This window comes from Serratia sp. AS12, from assembly GCF_000214195.1.
In the GTDB taxonomy this organism is placed as follows: Bacteria; Pseudomonadota; Gammaproteobacteria; order Enterobacterales; family Enterobacteriaceae; genus Serratia; species Serratia plymuthica.
Genome location: NC_015566.1, coordinates 4,227,532 through 4,252,648 on the forward strand (window position 1 = coordinate 4,227,532; position 25,117 = coordinate 4,252,648).

Sequence of the window (25,117 nt, forward strand, 5' to 3'; positions counted from 1 at the left end):
ATACTATTATTATTTTTTATGCCAACTCAGTCGCCAGGATGGCTCTCCTTCTGTCGGCTGACCGGCTTCGCTGACAAATACACCCAACGCAGCGATAAGCTGGTCATCATAATAGATCAGCGGGGTGCGTTCGCGCTGCCACGGCGGCACGCCCAACTCCTGCCACAGTTTTTTAACTGGCCGGGAATGCGTTCGGCCAAAGATGCGGATTTTTCCCTGAGCGGCAAAACGAACGGTTACCTTCTGTTGCGGCTGCGGTGCCCGCAGACAAGTGTCCCCTTCCCCATTACTCAGCTTACCCAATCCATCCGGCAGCTCGAGCGGCTCTGCCAATGACCAGTTCAGGCTGACTTCGCGCAGATCCGCCATTATCGGCAGTAGATATAATCGCCGACGGAAACGGCGAATCTGATAGGGCCCCGGCTGCAACTTCGGCTCGGCGTCATCCCGGCAGAGCGCCACCTCGTCCCACAGCCGCTGGAGTTGTTCGCGTGAAGGCATGGTAACGCCAAACAGCGCGATCCAACGTCGCAACAAGGCAAAACGGCGCGCAGACGAACAGCCCAACAGGCCGTCGATCGCCAGGGCATTATCTTCATCAAGCAACGCGTGCAGCTGTTCTGCCAGCAGCTCATCCAGCAGTTGCTCCTGTTCCGCACACAGGCTGGCGCTGCGCGCCGTCGCGGCAGCAAAATACGGCCAGCGTTGGTTCAGCAGCGGTAGCACCTGCAGGCGCAGGAAATTACGATCGAAACGCGGATCCTGATTGCTGTCGTCCTCTATCCAGGTGAGCTGATGCTGCTGTGCATAGTCCTCCAACTGCAGACGCGACATACCCAGCAAAGGACGCAGCAAAGGGTTATTCCCCAATGATGCCTGAGCTGCCATCGCCGACAGGCCCGCCGGGCCACTGCCGCGCTTCAGCGCCAGCAGGAAGGTCTCACATTGGTCATCAAGGTGTTGCGCTGTGAGCAAGACCTCTTCGGCCGCCAGCGTAGCGGCAAAGGCCGAGTAACGCGCCGCACGGGCCGCAGCCTCAATCCCGCCCTGCCTGCCATCCACCTGCACATGCTGGACCACCAGCGGCAACTGCCAGGCGGCGCATTGACGTTGGCAGTGGGCCGCCCATTCGTCGGCAAAAGCGCTCAGGCCGTGGTGCACATGCACTGCGCGCAACTGCAGGTCCGGCCATTGCCGCCGCAGCCCCACCAGCAGGTGCAACAATACGCTGGAATCTAGCCCACCGCTGAATGCCACCAGCAAATGCCGCTTCGTACCCAATTGTCGGCTGACCTGTACGGAAAGTTGATCGGTATCCATTGGTTTATCGTTTATCGCCTGACAGGCAGCAGGAAGCCACCATAACGCCCATAAGACTGCACGTTAACCAGCCCGATGTCTTCAGGCAAGCCTTCATTGTTCATACAGTTCCAGCGGCAATCCATCAGGATCGCTGAAAAAAGTAAAACGGGACTGGGTATAAGGATCGACGCGTACCGGTTCGCACACGATCCCAGCGGCTTGCAGATGCGCGATAGCCTGCTCGATGTCGTCTACACTGAACGCCAGGTGGCGCAGGCCACATGCTTCCGGACGGCTGACGCGGGCCGGTGGTGACGGAAAGGAGAACAGTTCGATACTGTATTGTCCATTGAGCGCCAGATCCGCCTTCCATGAATCTCGTTCTTCACGGTAAAACTCGCCCAATAGGGTAAAACCGAGGATGTCGCAGTAGAAATGCTTACTGGCCGCATAGTCTGAACCAATGACTGCGATGTGATGCACCTGACGTAATGCCAACATGGTAATGCCTCATTGTCTGCTTGATGAGGCACGGTATCCGGCGAGGGTTGCAACGTCAACGGTAAAAAGAAGCCCCGCAGAACAAACGGGGCTGTCATTAAGGTTAGCAGCTCAAACGTTGAGATCGGGCGGCGGCGTTTTCAGTACCTTCACCAGATAACGCCCATCCTCGGTCAATTTCGCACCGTGGATATCGGTTTCAAAGCCGGGATAACGCTCGCCGATAGAACACAGCATCAGCAAGAAATCGAGCACCGCACGGCTCTCCTCGGTGATCATCTCACCCGGCATCACTAACGGCACGCCTGGTGGATAAGGCAGGATCATATTGGCCGCCACCTTGCCCACCAGTTGATCCAGTTCGCAGGTTTCCACATTGCCACGTACCTGCTGCTGGAACATTTGGTGTGGCGTCAGCTTCATTTCCGGCAGCACGTCGAACGCCCGCAGCATCAGCCGCGGCAGATCGTGCAGGCAGATCAACCGGTGGATCCCGGCTGCCAGATCCTGAATGCGCATATTGCGATAGAAATCAGGATCCTCCGCATACAGATCCGGCAGCATGTTCTTCACCCGCAGATTAAGATCGTAAGCGCGTTTAAAATCGGTCAGGCCACGCAGCAGGCTCATCGCCTTGGTTTTATCAATGCCGATACTGAACAGGAACAGCAGATTATAAGGCCCGGTTTTTTCCACCACGATGCCGCGCTCGTCCAGGTATTTCGCCACCAGCGCCGCCGGGATCCCGCTCCCCTCCAGCGTACCCAGTTCGTTCATTCCCGGCGTCAGGATCGTCACTTTGATCGGATCGAGATACATGTGATCGCTGTCGGTATTGCCAAACCCATGCCAATTATCGTCCGGGTTCAACGGCCAGCATTGCGCCTCGTCGATCTCTTCAGGCTGCCAGATATCGAAGAACCAGCTATCGCTCTCCTCCCGCAACCGCTGCACCTCACGACGGAAATGCAATGCACGCTCTACCGAGCGGTTAATCAACCGCCGGCCAGGATTGCCGCGCAGCATCGCGGCGGCAGTCTCCATCGACGCCACAATGCCGTAGTTCGGCGAAGTGGTGGTATGCATCATATAGGCTTCGTTAAAGGTGCTTTCGTCGTAATCGCCTTTAATGTGAATCATCGAGGCCTGCGAGAATGCCGCCAGCAGCTTGTGCGTGGACTGCGTTTCGTAGATCACCTTGCCGGGCGTGCGCTCGCCGCTCATGCCGCTCTTGCCTTCGTAGATCGGATGGAAGTTGGTATAGGGTACCCAGGCGGAGTCAAAATGGATTGATGGCACGTCCAACGTCTGCTTGATGTAATCGGTGTTATACAGCAGGCCGTCATAGGTTGAGTTGGTAATCACCGCATGTACCGGCCAACTGGCATTCGCGGTGGCGGCGACTCGACCGGCAATGCTCTCATGGGTAAATTCATGCTGCGGGATGCCACCAAGAATGCCGTAGGCGTTACGCAGCGGACGCAGGTAGATCGGGACGATATCGCTCATCATCAGCAGATGACACAGCGATTTATGGCAGTTGCGGTCAATCAACACCGTGCTGCCTGCCGGGGCCGAATACATGCCGACAATCTTGTTGGCGGTGGAGGTGCCGTTGGTCACCAGATAGCTCTGCTCGGCGTTAAAGGTACGCGCAATATACTCTTCGGCCTCCAGATGCGGGCCGGTATGGTCCAGCAGCGAACCCAGTTCGGTCACCGATATGGAGACGTCGGCTTTTAAGGTGTTCGCACCGAAAAAATCGTAAAACAGGCAGCCAACCGGGCTTTTCTGGAAGGCAGTGCCGGCCATATGCCCTGGGGTGCAAAAGGTGTATTTGCCCTCGCGCACGTAGTTGAATAGTGCCTTGGTTAAGGGCGGCGTAATGGTGTCGATATATTCTGCGGTGTATTGCTGGATACGCTGCGCAATATCATCTGCCGCATTCAAGCCATACTCAAAGAAATACAGCACCATGCGCATTTCATGAAGACTGACGTCGAAGGTGGAATACTGGTTGATAAACGCATATAGCGGTAGATATTCATTCAGCTCGTTAATTTCGCTGCACAGCTCCAGGCTGTAGTCGTCCCAGTCGAAAATCACTCCGCAAATACGCGCATTGGCCTCGATCAGCTTCAGCAGATCGCCGCCATTCTTCGGGTAAACCAACTGGAAACCCATCGTAGCCAATGCAGTGTGCAGCTCACGAATAGGCTCATCTTTGTAATAGACGCCCGTTGGGCTCATGATTGCGATGATATTCATTGGCTGCTCCTGTCAGTTCCGCCAAACTTCTATAACAACATGAAAATCCGATGGTGTGTACCCCGTCATCGGGATGCTGCGCATCGCTCCGCAAAAAATTTGCGCATAACAACGCCTTTTTCATCAGATATAAAAAAACCGCCCGAAGGCGGTTTTTTACAACGCGGGACGACACTCAGCAATAGCCGTAGTTCATCAGGCGCTGGTAGCGGCGATTGAGCAACTCTTCGTTGTTCAGGCCGTCGAGATCTTTCAGGTCAGCCAGCAGTTGCGCTTTCAACGAGGCGGCCATCGCCGGGACGTCACGGTGAGCGGAGCCCAAGGGTTCCGGGATCACCGAGTCGACCAGCTTCAGCTCTTTCAGGCGCGGTGCAGTAATGCCCATCGCCTCTGCGGCTAACGGCGCTTTGTCGGCGCTCTTCCACAGAATTGAGGCGCAACCTTCCGGCGAGATCACCGAATAGGTGCTGTACTGCAACATATTCACTTTATCGCCAACGCCGATCGCCAACGCGCCGCCAGAACCGCCTTCGCCGATCACGGTGCAGATCACCGGGATATTCAGGCGAGACATTTCACGCAGGTTGCGGGCAATGGCCTCAGACTGGCCGCGTTCTTCCGCGCCCACGCCCGGGTAAGCCCCTGGCGTGTCGATGAAAGTGATCAGCGGCAGCTTGAAGCGAGAAGCCATTTCCATCAGACGCAGTGCCTTGCGGTAGCCTTCTGGTGCCGGCATACCGAAGTTACGGCGAATTTTCTCTTTGGTTTCGCGGCCTTTCTGATGACCAATGATCATCACCGGGCGGCCATCCAGGCGCGCAATACCACCAACGATCGCTTTATCATCGGCATAAGCGCGGTCGCCAGCCAACTCTTCGAAGTCGGTAAAGATGTGTTTGATATAATCCAGGGTATAAGGACGGCGCGGGTGGCGTGCCAATTGGGCAACTTGCCAGGCCCCAAGATCGGAAAAAATCTTGCGCGTCAGCTCAACGCTCTTTTCACGAAGGCGCTGAACCTCTTCGTCCAGATTAATATCTAATTTTTCGTCTTGACGACTGACTGCAGTCAGCGAGTCAATTTTCGCTTCCAGCTCTGCAATCGGCTGTTCAAAATCAAGAAAATTCAGACTCATAGCATTCCTATATTAGTCAAATTCCAGTTCCACCTGCTCATTACCTACCAAAGTCCGCAAATCTATCAACAAGCGGTCGGTGGGCGTCACGCGCCAGGTTGCGCCAAAACGCAGCTTGGCCCGCGCATCTTCCCGTTGATAGTAAAGATGCACTGGAATCGTCCCCGAGCGATGGGGTTCCAACGACTGACGGAGACGGTTCAAAAGCTGGTCATCAATTTGCCTGTCCGTCAGCGAGATAGCAAGCCCACGAGCGTATTTTTCACGGGCTTCACTGATGTCCATTAGTTCGCGGGCCGTCATTTTAAGCCCGCCGCTAAAGTCATCAAAGCTGACCTGTCCACTGGCGATCAGGATACGGTCTTTTTCCAACAAATGCTGGTATTTTTCTAACGCATCGGTGAATAACATCACTTCCAGACGGCCTGAACGGTCATCCAGCGTACAAATCCCGATGCGGTTACCGCGCTTGGTGACCATAACCCGCGAGGCGATCACCAGCCCAACGGCGGTCGTCATTTTGCCCCGATCCGTCGGGTGCATATCTTTCAAACGCTGGCCACCGGCGTAACGTTCGATCTCCTTCAGGTACTGGGTGATCGGGTGGCCGGTCAGGTATAGCCCCAACGTCTCCCGTTCACCATCCAGCACCACCTGCTCCTGCCAGCGGGGCACATTGGCGTAGGATTGCTCCACTTGTTCCGGCGCTTCCGCCAGGACGCCAAACATGTCCACCTGGCCGATAGCTTCGGCTTTCGCATGCTGATCGGCTGCTTTCAACGCGTCGCCCAGTGAGCTCATCAGCGCGGCGCGATGCGGTCCAAGGCGGTCGAATGCCCCGGACATGATCAGTTTTTCCAGAATTCGGCGGTTGAGTTTTTTGACATCGGAGCGCGCACAGAGATCGAACAGGTCTTTAAAGTAGCCCTGCTCCCCGCTGTTTCGCGCTTCGAGAATGGCTTCAATCGGCCCTTCTCCGACGCCTTTGATCGCGCCGATACCGTAAACGATCTCGCCTTCATCGTTGACGTGGAAATGGTACTGGCCGCTGTTAATGTCCGGCGGCAGGATTTTCAGGCCCATGCGCCAGCATTCATCCACCAACCCCACGACCTTGTCGGTGTTGTCCATATCGGCGGTCATTACCGCCGCCATAAACTCGGCCGGATAGTGGGCCTTTAACCACAGCGTCTGGTAGGACACCAGTGCATAGGCGGCAGAGTGCGATTTGTTAAAGCCGTAACCGGCGAATTTCTCTACCAGATCGAAGATTTTTACCGACAGTTCACCGTCGATGCCGCGCGATTTTGCCCCATCTTCGAAACCGCCGCGCTGCTTGGCCATTTCAACCGGGTTCTTTTTACCCATCGCACGACGCAGCATGTCCGCGCCGCCCAGCGTATAGCCGGCCAGCACCTGGGCAATCTGCATGACCTGTTCCTGGTACAGGATGATGCCATAGGTCGGTTCCAGCACCGGCTTAAGCGACTCATGCTGCCACTGGATATCCGGGTAAGAAATCTCTTCGCGGCCGTGTTTGCGGTCGATGAAGTTATCCACCATGCCTGACTGCAGCGGGCCCGGACGGAACAGCGCTACCAGTGCGATCATATCTTCGAAACAGTCGGGTTTCAGGCGCTTGATCAGATCCTTCATGCCGCGTGATTCGAGCTGGAATACCGCAGTGGTTTCCGAGCGCTGCAGCATATCGAAGCTTTTTTTGTCTTCGAGCGGAATAGCTGCGATATCAATGGGTTCCAGCCCGCTTTTCGCTCGCCGGGCATTGATCATCCCCAGCGCCCAGTCGATGATGGTCAGGGTGCGCAAGCCAAGGAAGTCGAACTTCACCAGCCCGGCGTATTCCACATCATTCTTGTCAAACTGGGTGACCGGGTGATTCCCTTCGGCATCGCAGTACAGCGGCGCGAAGTCGGTGATCTTGGTAGGCGCAATAACCACGCCACCGGCGTGCTTACCGGCGTTACGCGTCACCCCTTCCAGCTTGCGCGCCATGTCGATCAGCGCTTTGACTTCTTCGTCAGCCTCGTAAATTTCCGGCAGTTGCGGTTCGGCGGCAAACGCCTTTTCCAGCGTCATGCCCGGATCGGGCGGCACCAGCTTGGAGATGCGATCGACGAAACCATAGGGGTGACCCAGCACGCGGCCCACGTCGCGAATAACCGCTTTGGCCGCCATGGTGCCGAAGGTAATGATCTGAGATACCGCCTCGCGGCCATACATCTCCGCCACGTGCTCAATCACCAGATCGCGTTTTTCCATGCAAAAGTCGACGTCGAAGTCGGGCATCGAAACACGTTCCGGGTTAAGGAAACGTTCGAACAGCAAATCAAATTCCAGCGGATCAAGATCGGTGATTTTCAGCGCATAGGCCACCAGTGAACCGGCACCGGAACCGCGTCCCGGCCCTACCGGCACGTCGTTATCTTTCGACCACTGGATGAATTCCATTACGATCAGGAAGTAGCCCGGGAAGCCCATCTGGTTGATCACTCTCAGCTCAATATCCAGACGTTCGTCGTATTCAGGGCGGCGCTGTGCGCGCACTTCCGGATCCGGGAACAGGAACTCCAGGCGCTCTTCCAGCCCTTCCTTCGATTTGAGTACCAGGAAATCCTCGGTGGTCATATCACCGGTCGGGAACTGCGGCAGGAAGTATTCGCCGAGACGGATGGTGACATTGCAGCGCTTGGCGATTTCAACGCTGTTGAGCAACGCTTCGGGGATGTCGGCAAACAGCTCGCACATCTCGTCTGCGCTGCGCATATATTGCTGCGTGCTGTAGTTGCGCGGGCGTTTGGGATCGTCAAGCGTGAAACCGTCATGGATGGCGACGCGGATCTCATGGGCGTCAAAATCATCCTCTACCAGAAAACGCACGTCGTTGGTGGCCACCACCGGCAACCCACGTTCGGTCGCCAGCGCTACGGCTGCATGCAGGTAGTTTTCTTCGTCCGGCCGGCCTGTACGGATCAGTTCAAGATAATAGCTGTCCGGGAAATATTGCTGATAGAAGTCCAGGCACTGATCTACCTGTTGCTGGTTACCGCGCAGCAAAAACTTGCCGACGTCACCCTGACGGGCACCAGAAAGCAGAATTAATCCCTCACGGTGTTCGATCAGCCAGTCGCGGTCAATAATCGGGCCGGCAGCGCCGTAACCACGCTGGTAAGCGCGGGAAATCAGCAGCGTCAGGTTTTGATAACCGTCATTATTGGCGGCCAGTACGGTGAGCTGCGCCAGCTCATCGCCCAGCACTTCGCTTTGCACATGAAAATCCGCGCCGATAATCGGTTTGATCCCGGCGCCGTGCGCGCTGCCATAGAACTTGACCAACCCGCACAGGTTGGTGAAATCGGTAATTGCCAAAGCAGGCATGGCTAACGCGGCGGCTCTTTTCACCAACGGCCCGATCTTGGCTAATCCATCAATCATGGAGTAGTCACTATGAACGCGCAGGTGAATAAAACGAGGTTCGGCCATATCCAGATACCTGAAACTAGGGGGCTCAGCACGCTGAACCCGGGTTAACGCTATCGCGCGCCCAGCCCGGATACCCAGGCCGGCAGATTACAGCTCCAGCGCCCTTCTTACCGGGGCAAAGCTGCGGCGATGATGTTCTGTCGCACCCAGCACGGCCAAGCGCTCCAGGTGGAAGGCGGTCGGATAGCCTTTATGTTGTGCGAAACCGTAATCCGGGAACTCGCGATCCAATTCGGTCATTTCGCGATCGCGCGTCACCTTCGCCAGAATGGAGGCGGCGCTGATTTCAGCCACGCGGCTATCACCCTTCACCACCGCCTGCGAGCGCATTGGCAATTTCGGGCAACGGTTACCGTCGATTAATACCATGTCCGGCGCGATATGCAATCCGGCAACCGCACGCTGCATGGCCAACATGGTGGCGTGCAAGATGTTCAACCGATCGATCTCGTCCGGCTCGGCACGCCCCAGGCTCCAGGACAAGGCCTTCTCCACGATTTCGTCATACAGCGCCAGACGGCGTTTTTCACTGAGTTTTTTCGAGTCTGCCAGGCCAATAATCGGCCGAGTGGGATCGAGGATCACTGCGGCGGTCACTACTGCGCCCACCAAGGGGCCACGGCCTACCTCGTCCACACCGGCAATCAACGTGGCGGCGGGATAGATAAAGGGTTCAATCATGCTTTTGCCAGCTCCAACACAGCCTGAGCGGCCTGTTCATCAGCACCGCAACGGATGCTTTGGTGCAAGGTAAGGAAAGTCTGTTTCAGATCTTCGGTCTGCGGGCTGTCTTCCAGCAACGGCATCAGGGCCGCCGCCAGTTTGTCCGGCACACAGTCATGCTGCAACAGTTCGGTGACGATTTCACGCCCGGCCAGCAGGTTAGGCAGTGAGACATACGGCGTCTTCACCAACCGCTGCGCCAACCAGAAGGTAAACGGCTTCATGCGGTAACCCACCACCATCGGGCATTTGGCCAGCATACACTCCAGCGCTGCGGTGCCCGAGGCCAGCAATGCCGCATCGCTGGCGATCATTGCCTCACGTCCCTGGCCGTTCAATAGGTGAACGGTCAGTTCCGGTGCCACCTCAGCCTTGATACGCTCGAACTGTTCACGCCGTTTGGCGTTAACCAGCGGCACGACTACTTCAAGCTCAGGATAACGGGTGCGAAGCAGTTGGGCGGTCTTCAGGAAGTCAGCGCTCAGCATCTCGACCTCCGCACCACGGCTGCCAGGCAACAAGGCAAGGCAGCGTGCATCCGGGGCTATACCCAGCGTAGCGCGCGCGGCCAGTTTGTCCGGCTGCAGCGGCATGGCGTCGGCCATGGTGTGGCCAATAAACCGACAGGGAACGTTGAAACGATCGTAAAACGCTTTTTCGAAAGGGAGAAACGCCAACACCAGATCGGTGGCTTTGCCAATTTTGAAAACGCGCTTCTGACGCCAGGCCCAGACCGACGGGCTGACATAGTGGATAGTGCGGATGCCGCGCTGCTTGAGACGGCCTTCCAGCGTGATATTGAAGTCGGGCGCATCGATGCCGACAAACACGTCCGGCTTCAATTCACTGAACCGGCGGGTAAGATCCTTGCGGATCTTCAACAGGCGTGGCAAGCGCTCAAGCACTTCCACCACGCCCATTACCGCCAGCTCTTCCATTTCGTACCAGGTTTCGCAGCCTTCAGCCTGCATCAGCGGGCCGGCGACGCCAACAAAACGCGCGTCGGGGATCTGCGCCTTGAGCGCTCGGATTAAACCGGCGCCAAGAATATCACCGGAAGTTTCTCCGGCGACCAATCCGATAGTCAATGGACGATTTTGCATAGGTCAGCGAATAATACCGCGGGTTGAACGGCCAAAGAAATCGAGGAACTGCTGCACTACCGGCTGCTCTTTGGCCAGGGCTTCGATTTCAGGCTTGGCTTCGTCCAGCGTTTTACCGCTGCGATAAAGCAGTTTGTAGGCGTTGCGGATGGCATGCAGCGCCTCTTTATCAAAACCACGACGCTTCAACCCTTCGATATTGATACCGAATGGCGTGGCGTGGTTACCCTGCGCGATGACAAAAGGTGGCACGTCCTGAGCAACGCCAGAGCAGCCGCCAACCATAACGTGAGCACCAATCACACAGAACTGATGCACCGCCGTCATGCCGCCAATGATCGCATAATCATCAACCTCAACGTGGCCGCCCAGCGTCGCGTTGTTGGCGAAGATACAGCGATTGCCGACGATACAGTCATGGGCAATGTGCGCATTCACCATAAACAGGTTGTCGTCGCCGATCTTGGTCAGGCTGGTACCCTGCACCGTGCCGCGATGAACGGTGACGCTTTCGCGGATGCGGTTGCGATCGCCAATCTCGACACGTGTCGGTTCACCCGCGTATTTCAGATCCTGATTCGCTTCGCCGATAGAGGCAAATTGATAGATCTGATTGTCACGGCCGATTTTGGTCACACCATTCACCACAACGTGGGATTTCAGTACCGTGCCAGCGCCGATTTCCACCTGGGAGCCGACGTAACAGAAGGGACCGATGTGCGCGCCAGCGCCGATAACGGCGCCTTCTTCGATAATCGCGCTTGGATGGATAAAGGCGGTTTTGTCAATCACGGATTAAGACTCCCGGCTGCGCGCGCACATCATGGTTGCTTCGCAAACAATTTTGCCGTCAACGGTCGCTACGCCTTTGAAGCGCGTCAGACCACGACGAGTTTTCTCAAAGGTGACTTCCATGATCATCTGATCGCCTGGCACTACCGGTCGTTTGAAACGGGCTTCGTCGATACCGGCAAAGTAATACAATTCGCCCGGCTCCAGTTTGCCGACGCTTTTAAACGCCAGAATACCGGTAGCCTGCGCCATTGCTTCCAGAATCAATACGCCTGGAAAAATCGGCTTACCAGGGAAGTGCCCCTGGAAAAACGGCTCATTTACAGATACGTTCTTCACCGCACGCAGGAATTTGTGCTCCTCAAACTCAAGGACGCGATCGACCAGCAAGAACGGGTAACGGTGAGGAAGCAACTCCAAAATTTCTGCAATATCCAGAGTATGAGTGTCAGTAGTCAAAATACTCTTCCTGTCTCTAAAAACTGATGGCATCAACAACACGGCCTGCGCTGACCCCAAAAGGAGATCATCATGCAGGCCGCAAATTAACAACTCTTTGCGCTTTTGGTCTTATGACCAACGCGTTTCGTTTTGTACCCAGCGAGGCGGGCGGCAGTGATTAGTCTTTTCCGACTTTTCGTTCGACAGCTTTTAAGCGCTTGCTAATCTCATCGATATTCATCACCAACGCAGCGGTTTTACGCCAAACTTTGTTGGGTTGTAACGGAATGCCCGAAGAGTATACCCCAGGTTCGGTGATTGGTCGCATAACCATTCCCATTCCAGTGACAACAACCTTGTCGGCGATCTCCATGTGACCGTTGATCACACTGGCTCCGCCGATCTGGCAATAGCGGCCGATTTTCAGGCTGCCCGCCATAATCACACCACCGGCAACGGCAGTATTGTCGCCAATCACAACGTTATGTGCAATCTGGCATTGGTTGTCGATGATAACACCATTCCCGATTTGGGTGTTATCCAACGCGCCGCGGTCAATGGTGGTGCAAGCGCCGATCTCGACGCGATCGCCGATAATCACCGTGCCCAACTGGGGAATTTTAATCCAGTTGCCGCGTTCGTTGGCATAGCCGAAACCATCAGCGCCAATCACAGTTCCTGATTGGATCAGGCAATGTTGGCCGATCTCGACTTCATGATAAATCGTTACGTTCGCCCACAGGCGCGTACCTGCGCCAATGCGTGCGCGTTTGCCGATAAAGCAACCCGGACCGATAACCACGTTATCGCCGAGTACTGCGCCTGACTCGATCACCGCATTTGCCCCGATGGCAACATGCTGCCCCAGAGTGGCTTCAGGCGAGATAACCGCGCTTGGGGCGATATCCTGAGCAGGAGCCGGCGTGGTGTCCATCAGTTGCGCCATGCGCGCGTAAGTCAGATAAGGGTTTTTAACCACCAACGCCGCAGAACGGCAGTGTGGTAAATCCGCCTCGGTAAGCACCACTGCGCTTGCCAGGCAGGAGGCCAGCTGCTCTTGATAGCGGCTGTTTGACAAAAACGTGATTTGGCCAGCCTGTGCCGAATGCATAGAAGCAATGCCGGTGATGACGAGATCGCCATCACCGTGCAATTGTGCATCCAACTGCTGCGCTAAATCAGCCAGTCGAATTGAAAGCATGTCTTATTTAACCTGTTTCAGCACGTCAGCAGTAATGTCTTTAGAAGAACCTGCGTAAGCAACGGCGTTAGCATCGATAACTACGTCGTAGCCTTCTTTGCTGGCAACAGATTTCACAGCGTCCTGAATACGGCTCAGGATTTTGTTACGCTCTTCCATCTGACGGCGACGGTTATCCTGCTCAAAAGCCTGCGCTTTCTGAGAGAACTGCTCGCGCTGAGCCATCACGTCTTTTTCCAATTTGCTGCGATCGCTGGCTTTCATGGTAGCGCCATCACGCTGCAAACGTTGCATTTTGGTCTGAAGGCTACGCTCCATGTTCTGAAGTTCGCCCGCACGGCCTTTGAACTCGTTTTCCAGCTGTTTAGCCACGGTTTCACGCGCTGGCAACTGTTGGAAAATGCTGGAGACGTTAACTACAGCGATATTATCTGCTGCCTGAACGCCAGCTGAAGCAGCCATTGCTAAACCGAGGCCTGCGGCACACAACCACTTTTTCACTATAAACTCCTTACCATCACCCATTTGTGTCATATGACACTTGAAGTACACAATCTGCCAGACTTACCCCGTGAAACAATGAGAATCATCTCTCTGTGTTCTTACGGGCATCTGGCATTTGCGATTCTTAATAACTGCTATACCCAGAAGCTGAACCTGTTACCAGGTCTTGCCAATGTTAAACTGGAACTGTTCGGACTTGTCGCCTTCGTATTTCTTGAGCGGATTGGCATAAGAGAACACCAACGGGCCCAGCGGTGACATCCATTGCAAGGCAATACCGGCAGAAACGCGGATATTGCTCGCTTTACTGTAGTCTGGAATGTCGAAGCCTTGCGTCTTGCTGTTATCCCAGTTGGTATCCCACACGGTACCTGCATCCATGAACAACGAGGTACGCACTGAGTTGGCGTATTTTTCGCTGATAAATGGCGTTGGCGTGATCAGCTCCATACTGGCAACTGCCATGGCGTTACCACCCACTGCATCATCCGAATTACAAATCTTGGTACTGTTGGAGCAGTTGTACGAACTGGAGTTGTAGTACACCGCTTTCGGACCAATGGTATTAGACCCGAAACCACGAACTGTGCTTGAGCCGCCGGCATAGAAGTTCTCGTAGAACGGCATCTCTTTACCGCCCAGACCATCGGCATAACCCAGACGGCCACGACCCAACAGCACCCAGGTACGGTCGTCGTTGATCGGCACGTATTGCACGCTGTCCAGCGTCATCTTGTAGTATTCGTTATCCGAGCCCGGAATGGTGACTTTACCATTCAGCGTGGTGCGGTTACCCGAGGTTGGGAAATAACCACGGTCAAGGTTGTTATAGGTCCAACCCAGATTCAGCGTGAAGTCATCGGCAGAGTAACTGGCACGATCGTTGGTGTTCGGGTTCAGACCCATCGAGTCGAGATAACGCCACATAGCAATTTGCGGCTGCATGTTCGACAGGCCGTTGTGGACATAACCCAGGCCGGTACGCAACGAGTTGTTTTCGTTGATCGGGAAGCCCAGGGTACCGTCAATACCGTAACTCTTGTTGGTATAGTCGGACAGGTCCGCGTCATCGGCTTTAAAGTCGTTGTAGAAGATACGGCCACCCAAACTAACACCGTCAACAGTGAAGTACGGGTTGGTTACCGATAGCTCGGTATAAGTCTGGTAGTCGTTCTTGGTGCCGCTGATGCCGACGGAGTAGCCGGTACCCAGCCAGTTGTCCTGCTGGACGCCCGCCTGGAAACTGACGCCGCTCTCGGTGCCGTAACCGACGCCGAAGTTGAAGGTACCCGTGTTGCGCTCTTTCACCTTGTAGGTGACGTCAACCTGATCGGCGGTACCCGGCACGCGCTGGGTTTCCACATCGACCGTTTCAAAATAGCCCAAACGGTTCAGACGTTCTTTACCCTGCTCAACCTGAGCGTTGCCCAGCCAAGCACCCTCCATCTGACGCATTTCGCGGCGCAGTACGGAGTCTTTGCTGGTGTCGTTGCCTTCAAACTTGATGCGGCGTACGTAGAAGCGGTTGCCCGCATCGATATTCACGTGCAACTTGACGGTTTTATCCGCGTCGTTGATTTCAGGCTGAGTGGATACTCGCGGATAAGCATAACCATAACGGCCCAACATCGTTTTGACGTTGTCTTCCATCTTGGTCACTTTACTGCCGTTATACAGTTCACCCGGTTCGACTTTGGTCAACTGCGCGACTTCCGCCGAGTGCCCGGCCAGATTGCCGTTCACCATCACGCCGCTGAGCTTGTACTGCTCACCTTCGGTGATGTTGACGGTGATGTAGATGCCTTTTTTATCCGGCGTCAGGCTGACCTGAGTCGAATCGATATTGAAGCGTGCGTAGCCGCGGTCCAGATAGAAACTGCGCAGGGTTTCAAGATCGCCCGCCAGCTTTTGCTTCTGGTATTTGCGGTCGCCAACCATGTTCCACCACGGCACTTCATCACGCAGTTGGAAACGTGAAATCAGCTCATCGTTAGTGAAGGCATGGTTGCCAACAATGTTGATTTGTTGAATCTTGGCGGAAACCCCTTCCGTGAACACCAGTTTCAGGTCGACACGGTTACGCGGCAATGGCGTGACTACGGCTTTCACCGAGGCACTGTATTTACCGACACTGTAGTAGAAGTCTTCCAACCCTTTTTCAATGCTGGAAATCGTGGTGCGGTCGAGCGCCTCGCCAACCCGAACGCCAGAGGCCTCCAGGTTTTGCTTGAGCATGTCATCCTTCACCGACTTGTTGCCGGAGAAAGTGATGCTGGCAATGGTAGGACGTTCCTTAACCTGAACGATCAGCGTATTACCATCGCGCAGCACGCGAACGTCCTCGAAGTTGCCAGTGGCAAACAAGGCACGGATGGTATTACTGATATCATCGTCAGTGACGGTATCGCCTACGCGAACCGGCATGTTGAGTAACGCCGCACCGACGGCGACTCGCTGCAGGCCTTCGAAATGAATATCTTTCACTACGAACCCGTCTGCACCGTATACGGTGGCGCTGCCAAACAGCAGCGACGCTATGAGCAACTTTTTCATCGCCATCGTTGTTATGCGTTCTTCCTAACCTATTCTCGCCCCTAGAGACGAGAAAAATCATTGAAAAGTGCAAGACCCATTAAAAGCACCAACACGATCGAACCAATGCGGTAACTGTAGTCCTGTACTCGCTCGGAAACCGGCCCACCCTTCAGCTTTTCTATCGCCAGGAAGAGGAGATGCCCACCATCTAACACCGGTAATGGGAACAGGTTGATGATACCCAGGTTGACACTAATCAACGCGAGAAACATCAGATAATACACAAACCCAACCCCAGCTGATGCCCCTGCTCCCTGTGCAATCGAAATCGGGCCACTCAGGTTATTCAGCTTTACATCACCGGTTATTAATTTACCCAGCATGTTGACCGTAAGCCGCATAAGCTGCCAGGTCTTGTCCCCGGCCTGATACAGCGCCGGGAAAGGTCCATACTGACGAATCGTCTTATACTCGTCCGGCAGCGGCAGCACTTTCGGAATGATGCCCGCAAACCCCACGCTTTTGTCTTTTCCCACCGGCTTTGTATCCGGTATCAGCGTCAAAGACAAGGGGGCGCCGTTTCTTTCAATCTCTAAAACCAGCGGTTGCCCAGGACCATCGTGGATCCGCTTGACCAACGTTTGCCAACGGCCCAACAGCTGACCATCGACTTTAACGATCCTGTCCCCCGCTTGCAAACCCGCCTTTTGCGCCGCCGAATCCGGCTGCACTTCGGCAAGAACCGATTCTATCTGCGGACCGCGCGGAATAATACCCAGCGCTACCACGGGATCTTGCTTGTCCGGCTCAAAATTCCACTGGCGTAAATCCAGAGTTTTAGTCACTACCTGCGAAGAACCAAACGGAGCGATACCCACTTCGGTTTCCGCGTCGCCAATCTTCGCCACCAGAGCCAGACGAACTGACTCCCAATCAGGCGTTTCGATACCATCAACGGACTTTAGTTCCATTCCGGGCGAAATTTCGGCCTGTGCGGCAATCGATTGTGGGGATATTTCACCAATCACCGGACGGAAACTGGGCACACCGATAATGAACACCAGCCAATAAGCAAGGATAGCAAACAGGAAGTTGGCGATGGGGCCGGCGCTGATAATCGCTGCGCGCTGCCATACGGTTTTATTGTTAAACGCCTGATGACGGAGTTCCGGCGCAACCGAATCAACCCGTTCATCCAGCATCTTCACATAACCGCCCAGCGGGATCAGGGCGATCACGTACTCGGTGCCCTGGCGGTCTGTGCGGCGCCATAATGCGCGGCCAAAACCGATGGAAAAGCGTTCTACACGGACGCCGCAGCGACGGGCGACCCAAAAGTGCCCGAACTCATGCACGGTGATTAAAACACCGAGCGCAACAAGAAATGCGACTAAGTTCCAGAGCACGCTAACCATAATCCCTTCACTCCCCGCCGTTGACGGATTAAAACACTAACAGCATCAGGCAGGCAAATACAGGCACTGCTGCGGTCAGGCTGTCGATACGATCCAGTATGCCGCCATGACCCGGTATCAGATGACCACTGTCTTTGATACCCGCTTCGCGTTTGAACATGCTCTCGGTAAGGTCGCCCAGCACAGAGGCCAGCGCGGCGATCACCGAACAAATCAGTAAGGTTGCCGGCACCACGTTCAACGGTGCGTAACGGCCGAACAGCCAGGATATCAGCGCCGAGGTCACCAGACCGCCGATTAATCCTTCCCAGGTTTTTCCTGGAGACACCTTCGGTGCCAGCTTGTGCTTGCCAAACAACTTGCCGAACATGTAAGCGCCGGAGTCCGCCCCCCAAACCAGCAGCATCACGTACAACAGCCACCAGGCGCCGGTGAAGTGGTTTTGTTCGTAGCCGAATTGACGCAACGCCAGCATACCCCAGAAGAACGGCACAATGGTCAGCAGGCCAAAGAGCAGGCGAATTGGGCGTGAGTTACGCCACAGCGCGGCTGAACCGGGATAAAACAGCACAAGCAACAGTGCCGCCAGCCACCAGGCCAGTGACAGCCACAGCGGCCCGCCCACCTGAGGCAAATGGACCGACTGGTGATAGGCAGGAACACTGAGCATCATCAGCGCCAGCAGGAAACCACACAGTATCGCCAACCAGATGCGCTGCGAGCGGGAAGTAAAACCGGCCAGTTGGCCCCACTCCCAGGCAGCTAACATGCACACAACGAGCGTTACCAGGGCAAAGCCCACCGGCGGCAGCAAAAACAGCGCCGCGATAACAATCGGAATCAAGATCAGAGCAGTTATGAGGCGATACTTCAGCAAAAGTTCCCCCTAGGACGCATCGGCGCCGTTAGGTGTTGTTCCCCCGAAGCGGCGCTCACGTTGTGCAAATGCATTCAGCGCACCTTCAAAGACAAGTTCATCAAAATCAGGCCAGAGTACATCAGTAAAGTAAAGTTCGGCATAAGCAATTTGCCACAGCAAGAAGTTACTGATGCGGTGTTCACCGCCGGTGCGGATAACCAGATCCACCGGCGCCAAATCGTTCATGCAGACCCGCTCGCCCAATAACTCTTCGCTGATTTGATCCGGACGCAGCAAACCACCCTGCACCTGCTCAGCCAGCTCCCTTACTCCCTGAATGATATCCCAACGGCCACCGTAGTTGGCGGCAATGTTGAGCGTCAGGCCATCGTTATTTTCTGTCAGTTGCTCGGAGCGACGGATCCGCTCCTGCAAACGCGTGCTGAAACGGCTGATGTCGCCGATCACCCGCAGTCTGACGTTATGTTTATGCAGGCTTTTTACTTCGCTGTCCAAGGCACGGACAAAGAGCTCCATTAGTGCGGAGACTTCCTGTACCGGGCGATTCCAGTTCTCGCTGCTGAAGGCATAAAGCGTGAGTGCATCTAAATGGTTGTTGGCGGCAAAACTGACCGCACGACGTACCGATTTCACCCCTGCTTTATGACCGAAGACACGTAACTTGCCCTGACGTTTAGCCCAGCGCCCGTTGCCGTCCATAATAATGGCGACATGTCGTGGCCCAAAGACGGACGGATTAGCCTCTTGTTGATTTGCGGACGACATAACTCGTACTTATTTCCTCAATAGAAATACAACTGCCCTTCCGGAACATCAGGCCCTTACGCGCAAAAAAAGCCGTGTGCCCGACACGGCTTTTCAGTCTGCCCCCGCACACCCGGTCATATCCGGGGCGCTATCGACATCCAAGATGCCAATCAGGCCATAATTCAACGGTATAACCGCTGACAGGTGGCGCAGACTATACCACCTCAGCCGGGCATGAACAAACGGCCCCACTGCGGCACGCGTAATTTACGAACAAAATAGGATAATAGCCGCTATCAACCACGCAGTGACTTCACTAACCCAACGGCAACTTCACGGGCCTGGCGATCTATTTCTAAGACCGCATCAATGCAGGACGGTTCCTGCAAAGACAGCCGTTCGACCACTTTTTGGTTCACTGTCGCGATGTCGGTAAAGCGAATCTGCTCTTGCAGGAAGGCCGCAACGGCCACTTCGTTAGCCGCATTCAGCGCGGTGGTTGCCGCCTGGCCGGCATCAAAGGCGTCAATCGCCAGATACAGGCAAGGGTAACGCTCCCGTTCAGGTTCGGCAAAGGTCAACGAACCGATACGGCAGAAATCCAGCGCTTCCACACCAGAGCTGACCCGCTGCGGGTAAGCCATCGCATGGGCGATTGGCGTACGCATATCCGGCGTGCCCAACTGGGCCAGCACACTGCCATCAGCATAGCGCACCATTGAGTGGATCACCGACTGCGGGTGCAGAATCACTTCCATTTGTTCGGCCGAAGCGTTGAACAGCCAACGGGCCTCAATATATTCCAGTCCTTTGTTCATCATGGTGGCGGAATCCACCGAGATCTTGCGCCCCATAGACCAATTAGGATGAGCGCAGGCCTGGTCCGGCGTCATTGTGGCGAACTGCTCCAGCGGCGTCGAACGGAACGGGCCGCCAGAACCGGTAAGCACAATACGCGAAACACCATGATCGACTAATGAAGAGTATCCCAACTGACGCTGAATGCTTTCAGGCAAACTCTGAAAAATCGCGTTGTGTTCGCTGTCCAGTGGCAATAACTGCGCCTGGCTCTTTTGCACGGCATCCATAAATAGACGGCCACAGGTCACCAGCGACTCTTTGTTCGCCAACAAGACCTGTTTGCCGGCGCGGATCGCCGCCAGCGTCGGCAACAGCCCGGCAGCGCCGACAATAGCCGCAGTGACCTGATCGACATCATCCAGCGCCGCCAACTCACAGGCAGCCTGTTCGCCCGCCATTACCTCAGTGTCAATGCCGTTTTCCGCCAGTACGTCGCGCAATTCGCGCGCCGCGCCTTCGTCCGCCATCGCAGCATAAGCCGGGCGAAACTCCATACACTGTTGCGCCATCACCGCTACATTGCGGCCGGCAACCAGCGCTTTAATCGCAAAACGGTCGGGATTTTCCCTGACCACGGCCAGGGTGCTGGTTCCCACTGAGCCGGTGGAACCAAGAATAGTCAGTTGCTTCATGAGTTCGCTCTGAATAACTGTCTGATGAGATCGGAGGTGTTCCAGTGTGTAACCTTGGCCACCGCTTGTCCATGATCAATCAGTACGATGAAACGGGATCTGCGCCACAAAAAACAAAGCGCCGCCCAGGCGACGCTTTTTTTCTGCGCGATGCTGATTAGAAATCCATCAGCTCTTTTTCTTTATCCGCCAGAGCGGCATCCAGAAGTTTGATGTAAGCATCGGTCAGTTTTTGAACGTCATCCTGTGAACGACGATCTTCGTCTTCGCTGATTTCTTTGTCTTTCAGCAGCGCTTTCACTTTGTCGTTGGCGTCGCGGCGAACGTTACGCACGGCCACACGGCCCTGCTCGGCTTCATTGCGCACTACTTTGATCAGATCTTTACGGCGCTCTTCAGTCAGAGGAGGAAGCGGAACGCGGATCACGCTGCCTGCTGAACTTGGGTTCAGGCCGAGGTCTGAAGACATGATGGCTTTTTCTACCGCTGAACCCAGGGAACGATCAAACAAGTTGATGGCCAGGGTACGGGAGTCTTCTACGGTCACGTTAGCCAGCTGACGCAGCGGCGTAGCAGAACCATAGTATTCCACCATGATGCCGTCCAGGATGCTTGGAGAAGCACGGCCGGTACGGATTTTGCTGATTTGGGTTTTGAATGCTTCTACGCTTTTTTCCATGCGTGAATCAGCATCTTTTCTGATTTCATTAATCACGTTGCGAACCTTTAGAAACGGGTTACTTGGCAGGCTATACATCAGTATAGCCCGTGAATTTTACTTGAGGAAAGCGCTCAACGCACAGCGTTACCGCTCCCGTTAAATTTGGCAGAACAGCTTTATTTGCTGATCAGCGTACCTTCGTTTTCACCCATCACTACGCGGCGCAACGCGCCCGGTTTGTTCATGTTGAATACGCGGATCGGCAGACCGTGATCGCGGGCCAGCGTAAACGCAGCCAGGTCCATCACTTTCAGCTCGCGCTCAAGCACGTCTTGATAGGTTATATGTTCGTACAGCGTTGCATCCGGGTTTTTAACCGGATCGGCGGAGTATACGCCATCCACTTTGGTCGCTTTCAGTACCACGTCGGCTTCAATTTCGATCCCGCGCAGGCAAGCTGCCGAATCGGTGGTGAAGAACGGGTTGCCGGTACCGGCAGAGAAGATCACCACGCGGTTATTACGCAGCAGGCTGATGGCCTCGGCCCAGCTGTAGTTGTCACACACGCCGTTCAACGGAATAGCAGACATCAGGCGGGCGTTCACATAGGCACGGTGCAGTGCATCACGCATAGCCAGGCCATTCATCACAGTAGCCAGCATTCCCATGTGGTCGCCCACTACGCGGTTCATTCCGGCCTGAGCCAGACCCGCGCCGCGGAACAGGTTACCGCCGCCAATCACTACACCGACCTGAATTCCCAGTTCGACCAGCTCTTTAACTTCCTGAGCCATGCGATCCAAAACGCTGGCGTCGATACCAAAACCTTCTGCACCTTGCAGGGCTTCGCCACTCAGTTTGAGCAGAATACGCTGATATACGGGTTTTGCATTGGTTGCCATGGTGTTCTGTCCTAAGAAGCAGTATTAGTATTGGGGATTTCAGCCGATGAAGCGCGCCTGTGCTGAGTATAGTGCCACAGGGCTTGCCACCGGTGTTAATTCTGGCTGGATAAAATGGAACCGCCAGACGGCGGCTCCATTAACAATCATTAAGACTGTTTGCTCATTGCTGCAACTTCAGCAGCAAAGTCATTTTCAACTTTCTCGATGCCTTCGCCCACTTCGAAGCGGATGAAGTTAACAACGTCAGCGTTGTGCTCTTTCAGCACTTGGCCAACAGTCTTGCTTGGCTCGATAACGAAAGGCTGACCGGTCAGAGAAACTTCGCCGGTGAATTTCTTCATGCGGCCTTCAACCATTTTCTCTGCGATTTCTTTCGGCTTGCCAGACTGCATGGCGATGTCCAACTGAACCTGGTACTCTTTTTCTACCACTTCAGCAGACACATCTTCAGGCTTCACGAATTCAGGCTTGCTGGCCGCAACGTGCATGGCAATTTGCTTAACCAGTTCTTCGTCAGCGCCTTTAGCGGCAATCAGAACACCGATACGCGCGCCGTGCAGGTAGCTACCCAACACTTCGCCTTCCAGGGAAGCAACGCGACGGATGTTGATGTTCTCACCGATTTTTGCAACCAGCGCTACACGTTCTTCTTCGAACTGTGCTTTCAATACGTCAACATCAGTGATTTTGCCTGCAACAGCAGCATCCAGCACTTTGTCAGCGAACGCCTGGAAACCGGCATCTTTAGCAACAAAGTCAGTCTGGCAGTTAACTTCTACGATCACGCCGTAGTTGCCTTCGATCTTGGTTTTGATCACGCCGTCAGCAGCTACGTTGCCTGCTTTTTTCGCCGCTTTGATCGCACCAGATTTACGCATGTTTTCGATTGCCAGTTCGATGTCGCCGTTAGACTCGACCAGAGCTTTTTTACAATCCATCATGCCGGCGCCAGTACGCTCACGCAGTTCTTTTACCAGGGCAGCGGTAATATCAGCCATTTCTTTTTCCTCGGTTATCTCGCACGGAGATAGTTCTCATTCAGATAAGCAAAAGGGGCCTATTTAGGCCCCTCTAACCAACATATTCAATACCTGGTTAATAAGGGCTCAGTGACGAGCTTGCCTTATTATTCAGCTTCTACGAAGCTTTCTTCCGCCTGAACGGCCAGATCTTGAGAACGACCTTCACGGACGGCGGCAGCAACGGCAGTCAGGTACAATTTGATTGCACGGATTGCATCGTCGTTACCAGGGATGATGAAGTCAACGCCGTCTGGATCGGAGTTGGTATCAACGATAGAGAATACCGGGATACCCAGGTTGTTGGCTTCTTTGATCGCGATGTGTTCGTGATCTGCATCGATTACGAACAGAGCGTCAGGCAGACCACCCATGTCTTTGATACCACCCAGAGAGTTTTCCAGCTTGGCCAGTTCGCGAGTACGCATCAGCGCCTCTTTCTTGGTCAGCTTGTCAAAGGTGCCATCTTGAGACTGGATTTCCAGATCTTTCAAACGCTTGATTGACTGACGAACGGTTTTCCAGTTAGTCAGCATGCCGCCCAACCAGCGATGGTTCACGAAGAACTGATCGCAGTTGTTAGCATATTCTTTTACCGCTTCGCTTGCTGCGCGCTTGGTACCAACGAACAGGATCTTGCCTTTACGGGAAGAGATCTTGGTCAGTTCAGCCAGTGCTGCGTTGGCCATTGGTACGGTTTTTTCCAGGTTGATGATGTGAACCTTGTTACGTGCGCCGAAGATGAAAGGCTTCATTTTCGGGTTCCAGTAACGGGTCTGGTGACCAAAGTGTACACCGGCCTGGAGCATGTCGCGCATGGAAACAGTTGCCATGATTAAACCTCTATATAGATTAGTTGGGGTTATGCCTCCACGTATCCCATAACGCCGACCCCGACGGTGATAAATCACCTCAGAGCACCCCGGTGTATGTGTCGATACGTGTGTGTTATTTACACAATGTGAGTGCAGTTTAAAGTACTTCGGCTATTTCCGTTATCGACACAAGATCAACTTACGGATCGCCGGCGCGCTTTATACCATAAACCCGCCATCGACACCAACTTTTGTTGCGTTTACCGGGGCGCCGACAAATGAAATTTGGCAGCTTCTGGCCGGGCTGATACCATAAGAGACTGCTTCTTATTTCTTTCTGTTGTCGGCGAGCACGACACCTGCGGACGAATTTCATGGCAATCTCAATTAAAACATCTGATGACATCCAAAAAATGCGCGTGGCGGGCCGCTTGGCCGCTGAAGTGCTGGAAATCATCGAGCCGCACGTCAAACCTGGCGTGACCACCGGTGAACTGGACCGTATCTGTCACGAGTACATTACCAACGAACAACAGGCCATCTCCGCCTGCCTCGGCTACCACGGTTTCCCGAAATCCGTGTGCATCTCGGTAAACGAAGTGGTGTGCCACGGCATCCCGAGCGATGACAAAGTGTTGAAGGACGGCGACATCGTCAATATCGACGTGACCGTCATTAAAGACGGATTCCACGGCGATACCTCCAAGATGTTCATTGTCGGCAAGCCGACCATTCTGGGCGAGCGGCTGTGTCGCGTTACCCAGGAAAGCCTGTATCTGGCGCTGAAAATGGTGAAACCGGGCATCCGCCTGCGCACCCTGGGCAAAGAGATCCAGAAGTTCGTGGAAGCCGAGAAGTTTTCCGTAGTGCGCGAATACTGCGGTCATGGCATCGGGGAAGTGTTCCACGAAGAACCGCAGGTGCTGCACTATGACGCCGACGACGGCGGCGTGGTACTGCAGGCCGGCATGGCGTTCACCATAGAGCCGATGGTCAATGCCGGTGACTACCGCATCCGCACCATGAAAGACGGCTGGACGGTAAAAACTAAAGATCGCAGCTTGTCGGCGCAGTATGAGCATACTATTGTGGTCATAGATAACGGCTGCGAGATAATGACGTTGCGCAAGGATGACACCATCCCCAACATCATTACGCACGAACAGTAAGAAACGC

At 54.7% G+C, this 25,117-nt stretch carries 21 protein-coding genes; 1 reads left to right on the top strand and 20 read right to left on the bottom strand.

Features of this window, described 5'->3' with window-relative positions:
• Positions 1-9 precede the first annotated feature (9 nt).
• The 20 genes from tilS to rpsB form a co-directional block, all read right to left on the bottom strand.
• The gene (tilS, locus tag SERAS12_RS19780; protein ID WP_013814257.1) at positions 10-1,320 is read right to left on the bottom strand and encodes a tRNA lysidine(34) synthetase TilS; all 1,311 of its coding nucleotides are present in this window, start codon (positions 1,318-1,320) and stop codon (positions 10-12) included.
• A 93-nt stretch (positions 1,321-1,413) separates the two neighbouring features.
• Positions 1,414-1,803, bottom strand: a complete 390-nt coding sequence (locus SERAS12_RS19785) for a VOC family protein (protein WP_013814259.1) — start codon at positions 1,801-1,803, stop codon at positions 1,414-1,416.
• Between the two features lie 111 nt (positions 1,804-1,914).
• Entirely contained in the window at positions 1,915-4,071 is a 2,157-nt protein-coding gene (locus SERAS12_RS19790; protein WP_013814260.1) for a lysine decarboxylase LdcC, read from the bottom strand.
• A gap of 175 nt (positions 4,072-4,246) precedes the next feature.
• Positions 4,247-5,206 carry an acetyl-CoA carboxylase carboxyl transferase subunit alpha gene (accA, locus tag SERAS12_RS19795; protein WP_013814261.1) on the bottom strand — a complete coding sequence of 320 codons (960 nt, stop codon included), beginning with the start codon at positions 5,204-5,206 and terminating at the stop codon, positions 4,247-4,249.
• Between the two features lie 12 nt (positions 5,207-5,218).
• Positions 5,219-8,707, bottom strand: coding sequence for a DNA polymerase III subunit alpha (gene dnaE, locus SERAS12_RS19800; protein ID WP_013814262.1), 3,489 nt, complete (start codon positions 8,705-8,707; stop codon positions 5,219-5,221).
• 87 nt (positions 8,708-8,794) lie between these two features.
• Positions 8,795-9,388, bottom strand: coding sequence for a ribonuclease HII (gene rnhB / locus SERAS12_RS19805; protein ID WP_013814263.1), 594 nt, complete (start codon positions 9,386-9,388; stop codon positions 8,795-8,797).
• Complete coding sequence (lpxB, locus tag SERAS12_RS19810; RefSeq protein ID WP_013814264.1) at positions 9,385-10,533, bottom strand: lipid-A-disaccharide synthase; 1,149 nt, start codon at positions 10,531-10,533, stop codon at positions 9,385-9,387. Before lpxB ends, rnhB begins: the two co-directional genes overlap by 4 nt.
• Positions 10,534-10,536: 3 nt before the next feature.
• Positions 10,537-11,325, bottom strand: a complete 789-nt coding sequence (gene lpxA / locus SERAS12_RS19815) for an acyl-ACP--UDP-N-acetylglucosamine O-acyltransferase (RefSeq protein WP_004952210.1) — start codon at positions 11,323-11,325, stop codon at positions 10,537-10,539.
• A 3-nt stretch (positions 11,326-11,328) separates the two neighbouring features.
• A complete protein-coding gene (gene fabZ, locus SERAS12_RS19820; RefSeq protein ID WP_006327526.1) occupies positions 11,329-11,784 on the bottom strand; it encodes a 3-hydroxyacyl-ACP dehydratase FabZ in 456 nt (151 codons plus the stop codon).
• 160 nt (positions 11,785-11,944) lie between these two features.
• Positions 11,945-12,967 (bottom strand): UDP-3-O-(3-hydroxymyristoyl)glucosamine N-acyltransferase, encoded by a 1,023-nt coding sequence (gene lpxD, locus SERAS12_RS19825; RefSeq protein WP_013814265.1) that lies wholly within the window; start codon positions 12,965-12,967, stop codon positions 11,945-11,947.
• Between the two features lie 3 nt (positions 12,968-12,970).
• On the bottom strand, positions 12,971-13,468 hold the full coding sequence (gene skp, locus SERAS12_RS19830) for a molecular chaperone Skp (protein WP_004952213.1): 498 nt from the start codon (positions 13,466-13,468) through the stop codon (positions 12,971-12,973).
• 159 nt (positions 13,469-13,627) lie between these two features.
• The gene (gene bamA, locus SERAS12_RS19835; protein WP_013814266.1) at positions 13,628-16,030 is read right to left on the bottom strand and encodes an outer membrane protein assembly factor BamA; all 2,403 of its coding nucleotides are present in this window, start codon (positions 16,028-16,030) and stop codon (positions 13,628-13,630) included.
• A 35-nt stretch (positions 16,031-16,065) separates the two neighbouring features.
• Positions 16,066-17,421 (bottom strand): sigma E protease regulator RseP, encoded by a 1,356-nt coding sequence (gene rseP, locus SERAS12_RS19840; RefSeq protein WP_004952215.1) that lies wholly within the window; start codon positions 17,419-17,421, stop codon positions 16,066-16,068.
• Positions 17,422-17,449: 28 nt separating this feature from the next.
• Positions 17,450-18,298: a phosphatidate cytidylyltransferase gene (gene cdsA, locus SERAS12_RS19845; protein WP_004952216.1), complete on the bottom strand. Its 849-nt coding sequence runs from the start codon at positions 18,296-18,298 to the stop codon at positions 17,450-17,452.
• Between the two features lie 9 nt (positions 18,299-18,307).
• On the bottom strand, positions 18,308-19,066 hold the full coding sequence (ispU, locus tag SERAS12_RS19850; RefSeq protein ID WP_013814267.1) for a (2E,6E)-farnesyl-diphosphate-specific ditrans,polycis-undecaprenyl-diphosphate synthase: 759 nt from the start codon (positions 19,064-19,066) through the stop codon (positions 18,308-18,310).
• A gap of 278 nt (positions 19,067-19,344) precedes the next feature.
• Entirely contained in the window at positions 19,345-20,541 is a 1,197-nt protein-coding gene (gene ispC / locus SERAS12_RS19855; protein WP_013814268.1) for a 1-deoxy-D-xylulose-5-phosphate reductoisomerase, read from the bottom strand.
• Between the two features lie 157 nt (positions 20,542-20,698).
• Complete coding sequence (gene frr, locus SERAS12_RS19860) at positions 20,699-21,256, bottom strand: ribosome recycling factor (RefSeq protein WP_041416326.1); 558 nt, start codon at positions 21,254-21,256, stop codon at positions 20,699-20,701.
• 122 nt (positions 21,257-21,378) lie between these two features.
• Positions 21,379-22,104, bottom strand: a complete 726-nt coding sequence (gene pyrH, locus SERAS12_RS19865; RefSeq protein ID WP_004952223.1) for a UMP kinase — start codon at positions 22,102-22,104, stop codon at positions 21,379-21,381.
• 149 nt (positions 22,105-22,253) lie between these two features.
• Positions 22,254-23,105 (bottom strand): translation elongation factor Ts, encoded by an 852-nt coding sequence (tsf, locus tag SERAS12_RS19870; RefSeq protein ID WP_004952224.1) that lies wholly within the window; start codon positions 23,103-23,105, stop codon positions 22,254-22,256.
• Positions 23,106-23,233: 128 nt separating this feature from the next.
• A complete protein-coding gene (gene rpsB / locus SERAS12_RS19875; protein WP_004952226.1) occupies positions 23,234-23,959 on the bottom strand; it encodes a 30S ribosomal protein S2 in 726 nt (241 codons plus the stop codon).
• A 356-nt stretch (positions 23,960-24,315) separates the two neighbouring features.
• On the opposite strand from rpsB, the gene map reads away from it, so the two are divergent.
• Positions 24,316-25,110: a type I methionyl aminopeptidase gene (gene map, locus SERAS12_RS19880; RefSeq protein WP_013814270.1), complete on the top strand. Its 795-nt coding sequence runs from the start codon at positions 24,316-24,318 to the stop codon at positions 25,108-25,110.
• Positions 25,111-25,117: the final 7 nt, after the last annotated feature.

Bases quoted from the DNA above. Each gene is read 5' to 3' on its own strand.
- tilS (WP_013814257.1), bottom strand. From the start codon at position 1,320: ATGGATACCGATCAACTTTCCGTACAGGTCAGCCGACAATTGGGTACG.
- SERAS12_RS19785 (WP_013814259.1), bottom strand. From the start codon at position 1,803: ATGTTGGCATTACGTCAGGTGCATCACATCGCAGTCATTGGTTCAGAC.
- SERAS12_RS19790 (WP_013814260.1), bottom strand. From the start codon at position 4,071: ATGAATATCATCGCAATCATGAGCCCAACGGGCGTCTATTACAAAGAT.
- accA (WP_013814261.1), bottom strand. From the start codon at position 5,206: ATGAGTCTGAATTTTCTTGATTTTGAACAGCCGATTGCAGAGCTGGAA.
- dnaE (WP_013814262.1), bottom strand. From the start codon at position 8,707: ATGGCCGAACCTCGTTTTATTCACCTGCGCGTTCATAGTGACTACTCC.
- rnhB (WP_013814263.1), bottom strand. From the start codon at position 9,388: ATGATTGAACCCTTTATCTATCCCGCCGCCACGTTGATTGCCGGTGTG.
- lpxB (WP_013814264.1), bottom strand. From the start codon at position 10,533: ATGCAAAATCGTCCATTGACTATCGGATTGGTCGCCGGAGAAACTTCC.
- lpxD (WP_013814265.1), bottom strand. From the start codon at position 12,967: ATGCTTTCAATTCGACTGGCTGATTTAGCGCAGCAGTTGGATGCACAA.
- bamA (WP_013814266.1), bottom strand. From the start codon at position 16,030: ATGGCGATGAAAAAGTTGCTCATAGCGTCGCTGCTGTTTGGCAGCGCC.
- rseP (WP_004952215.1), bottom strand. From the start codon at position 17,421: ATGGTTAGCGTGCTCTGGAACTTAGTCGCATTTCTTGTTGCGCTCGGT.
- ispU (WP_013814267.1), bottom strand. From the start codon at position 19,066: ATGTCGTCCGCAAATCAACAAGAGGCTAATCCGTCCGTCTTTGGGCCA.
- ispC (WP_013814268.1), bottom strand. From the start codon at position 20,541: ATGAAGCAACTGACTATTCTTGGTTCCACCGGCTCAGTGGGAACCAGC.
- pyrH (WP_004952223.1), bottom strand. From the start codon at position 22,104: ATGGCAACCAATGCAAAACCCGTATATCAGCGTATTCTGCTCAAACTG.
- tsf (WP_004952224.1), bottom strand. From the start codon at position 23,105: ATGGCTGATATTACCGCTGCCCTGGTAAAAGAACTGCGTGAGCGTACT.
- rpsB (WP_004952226.1), bottom strand. From the start codon at position 23,959: ATGGCAACTGTTTCCATGCGCGACATGCTCCAGGCCGGTGTACACTTT.
- map (WP_013814270.1), top strand. From the start codon at position 24,316: ATGGCAATCTCAATTAAAACATCTGATGACATCCAAAAAATGCGCGTG.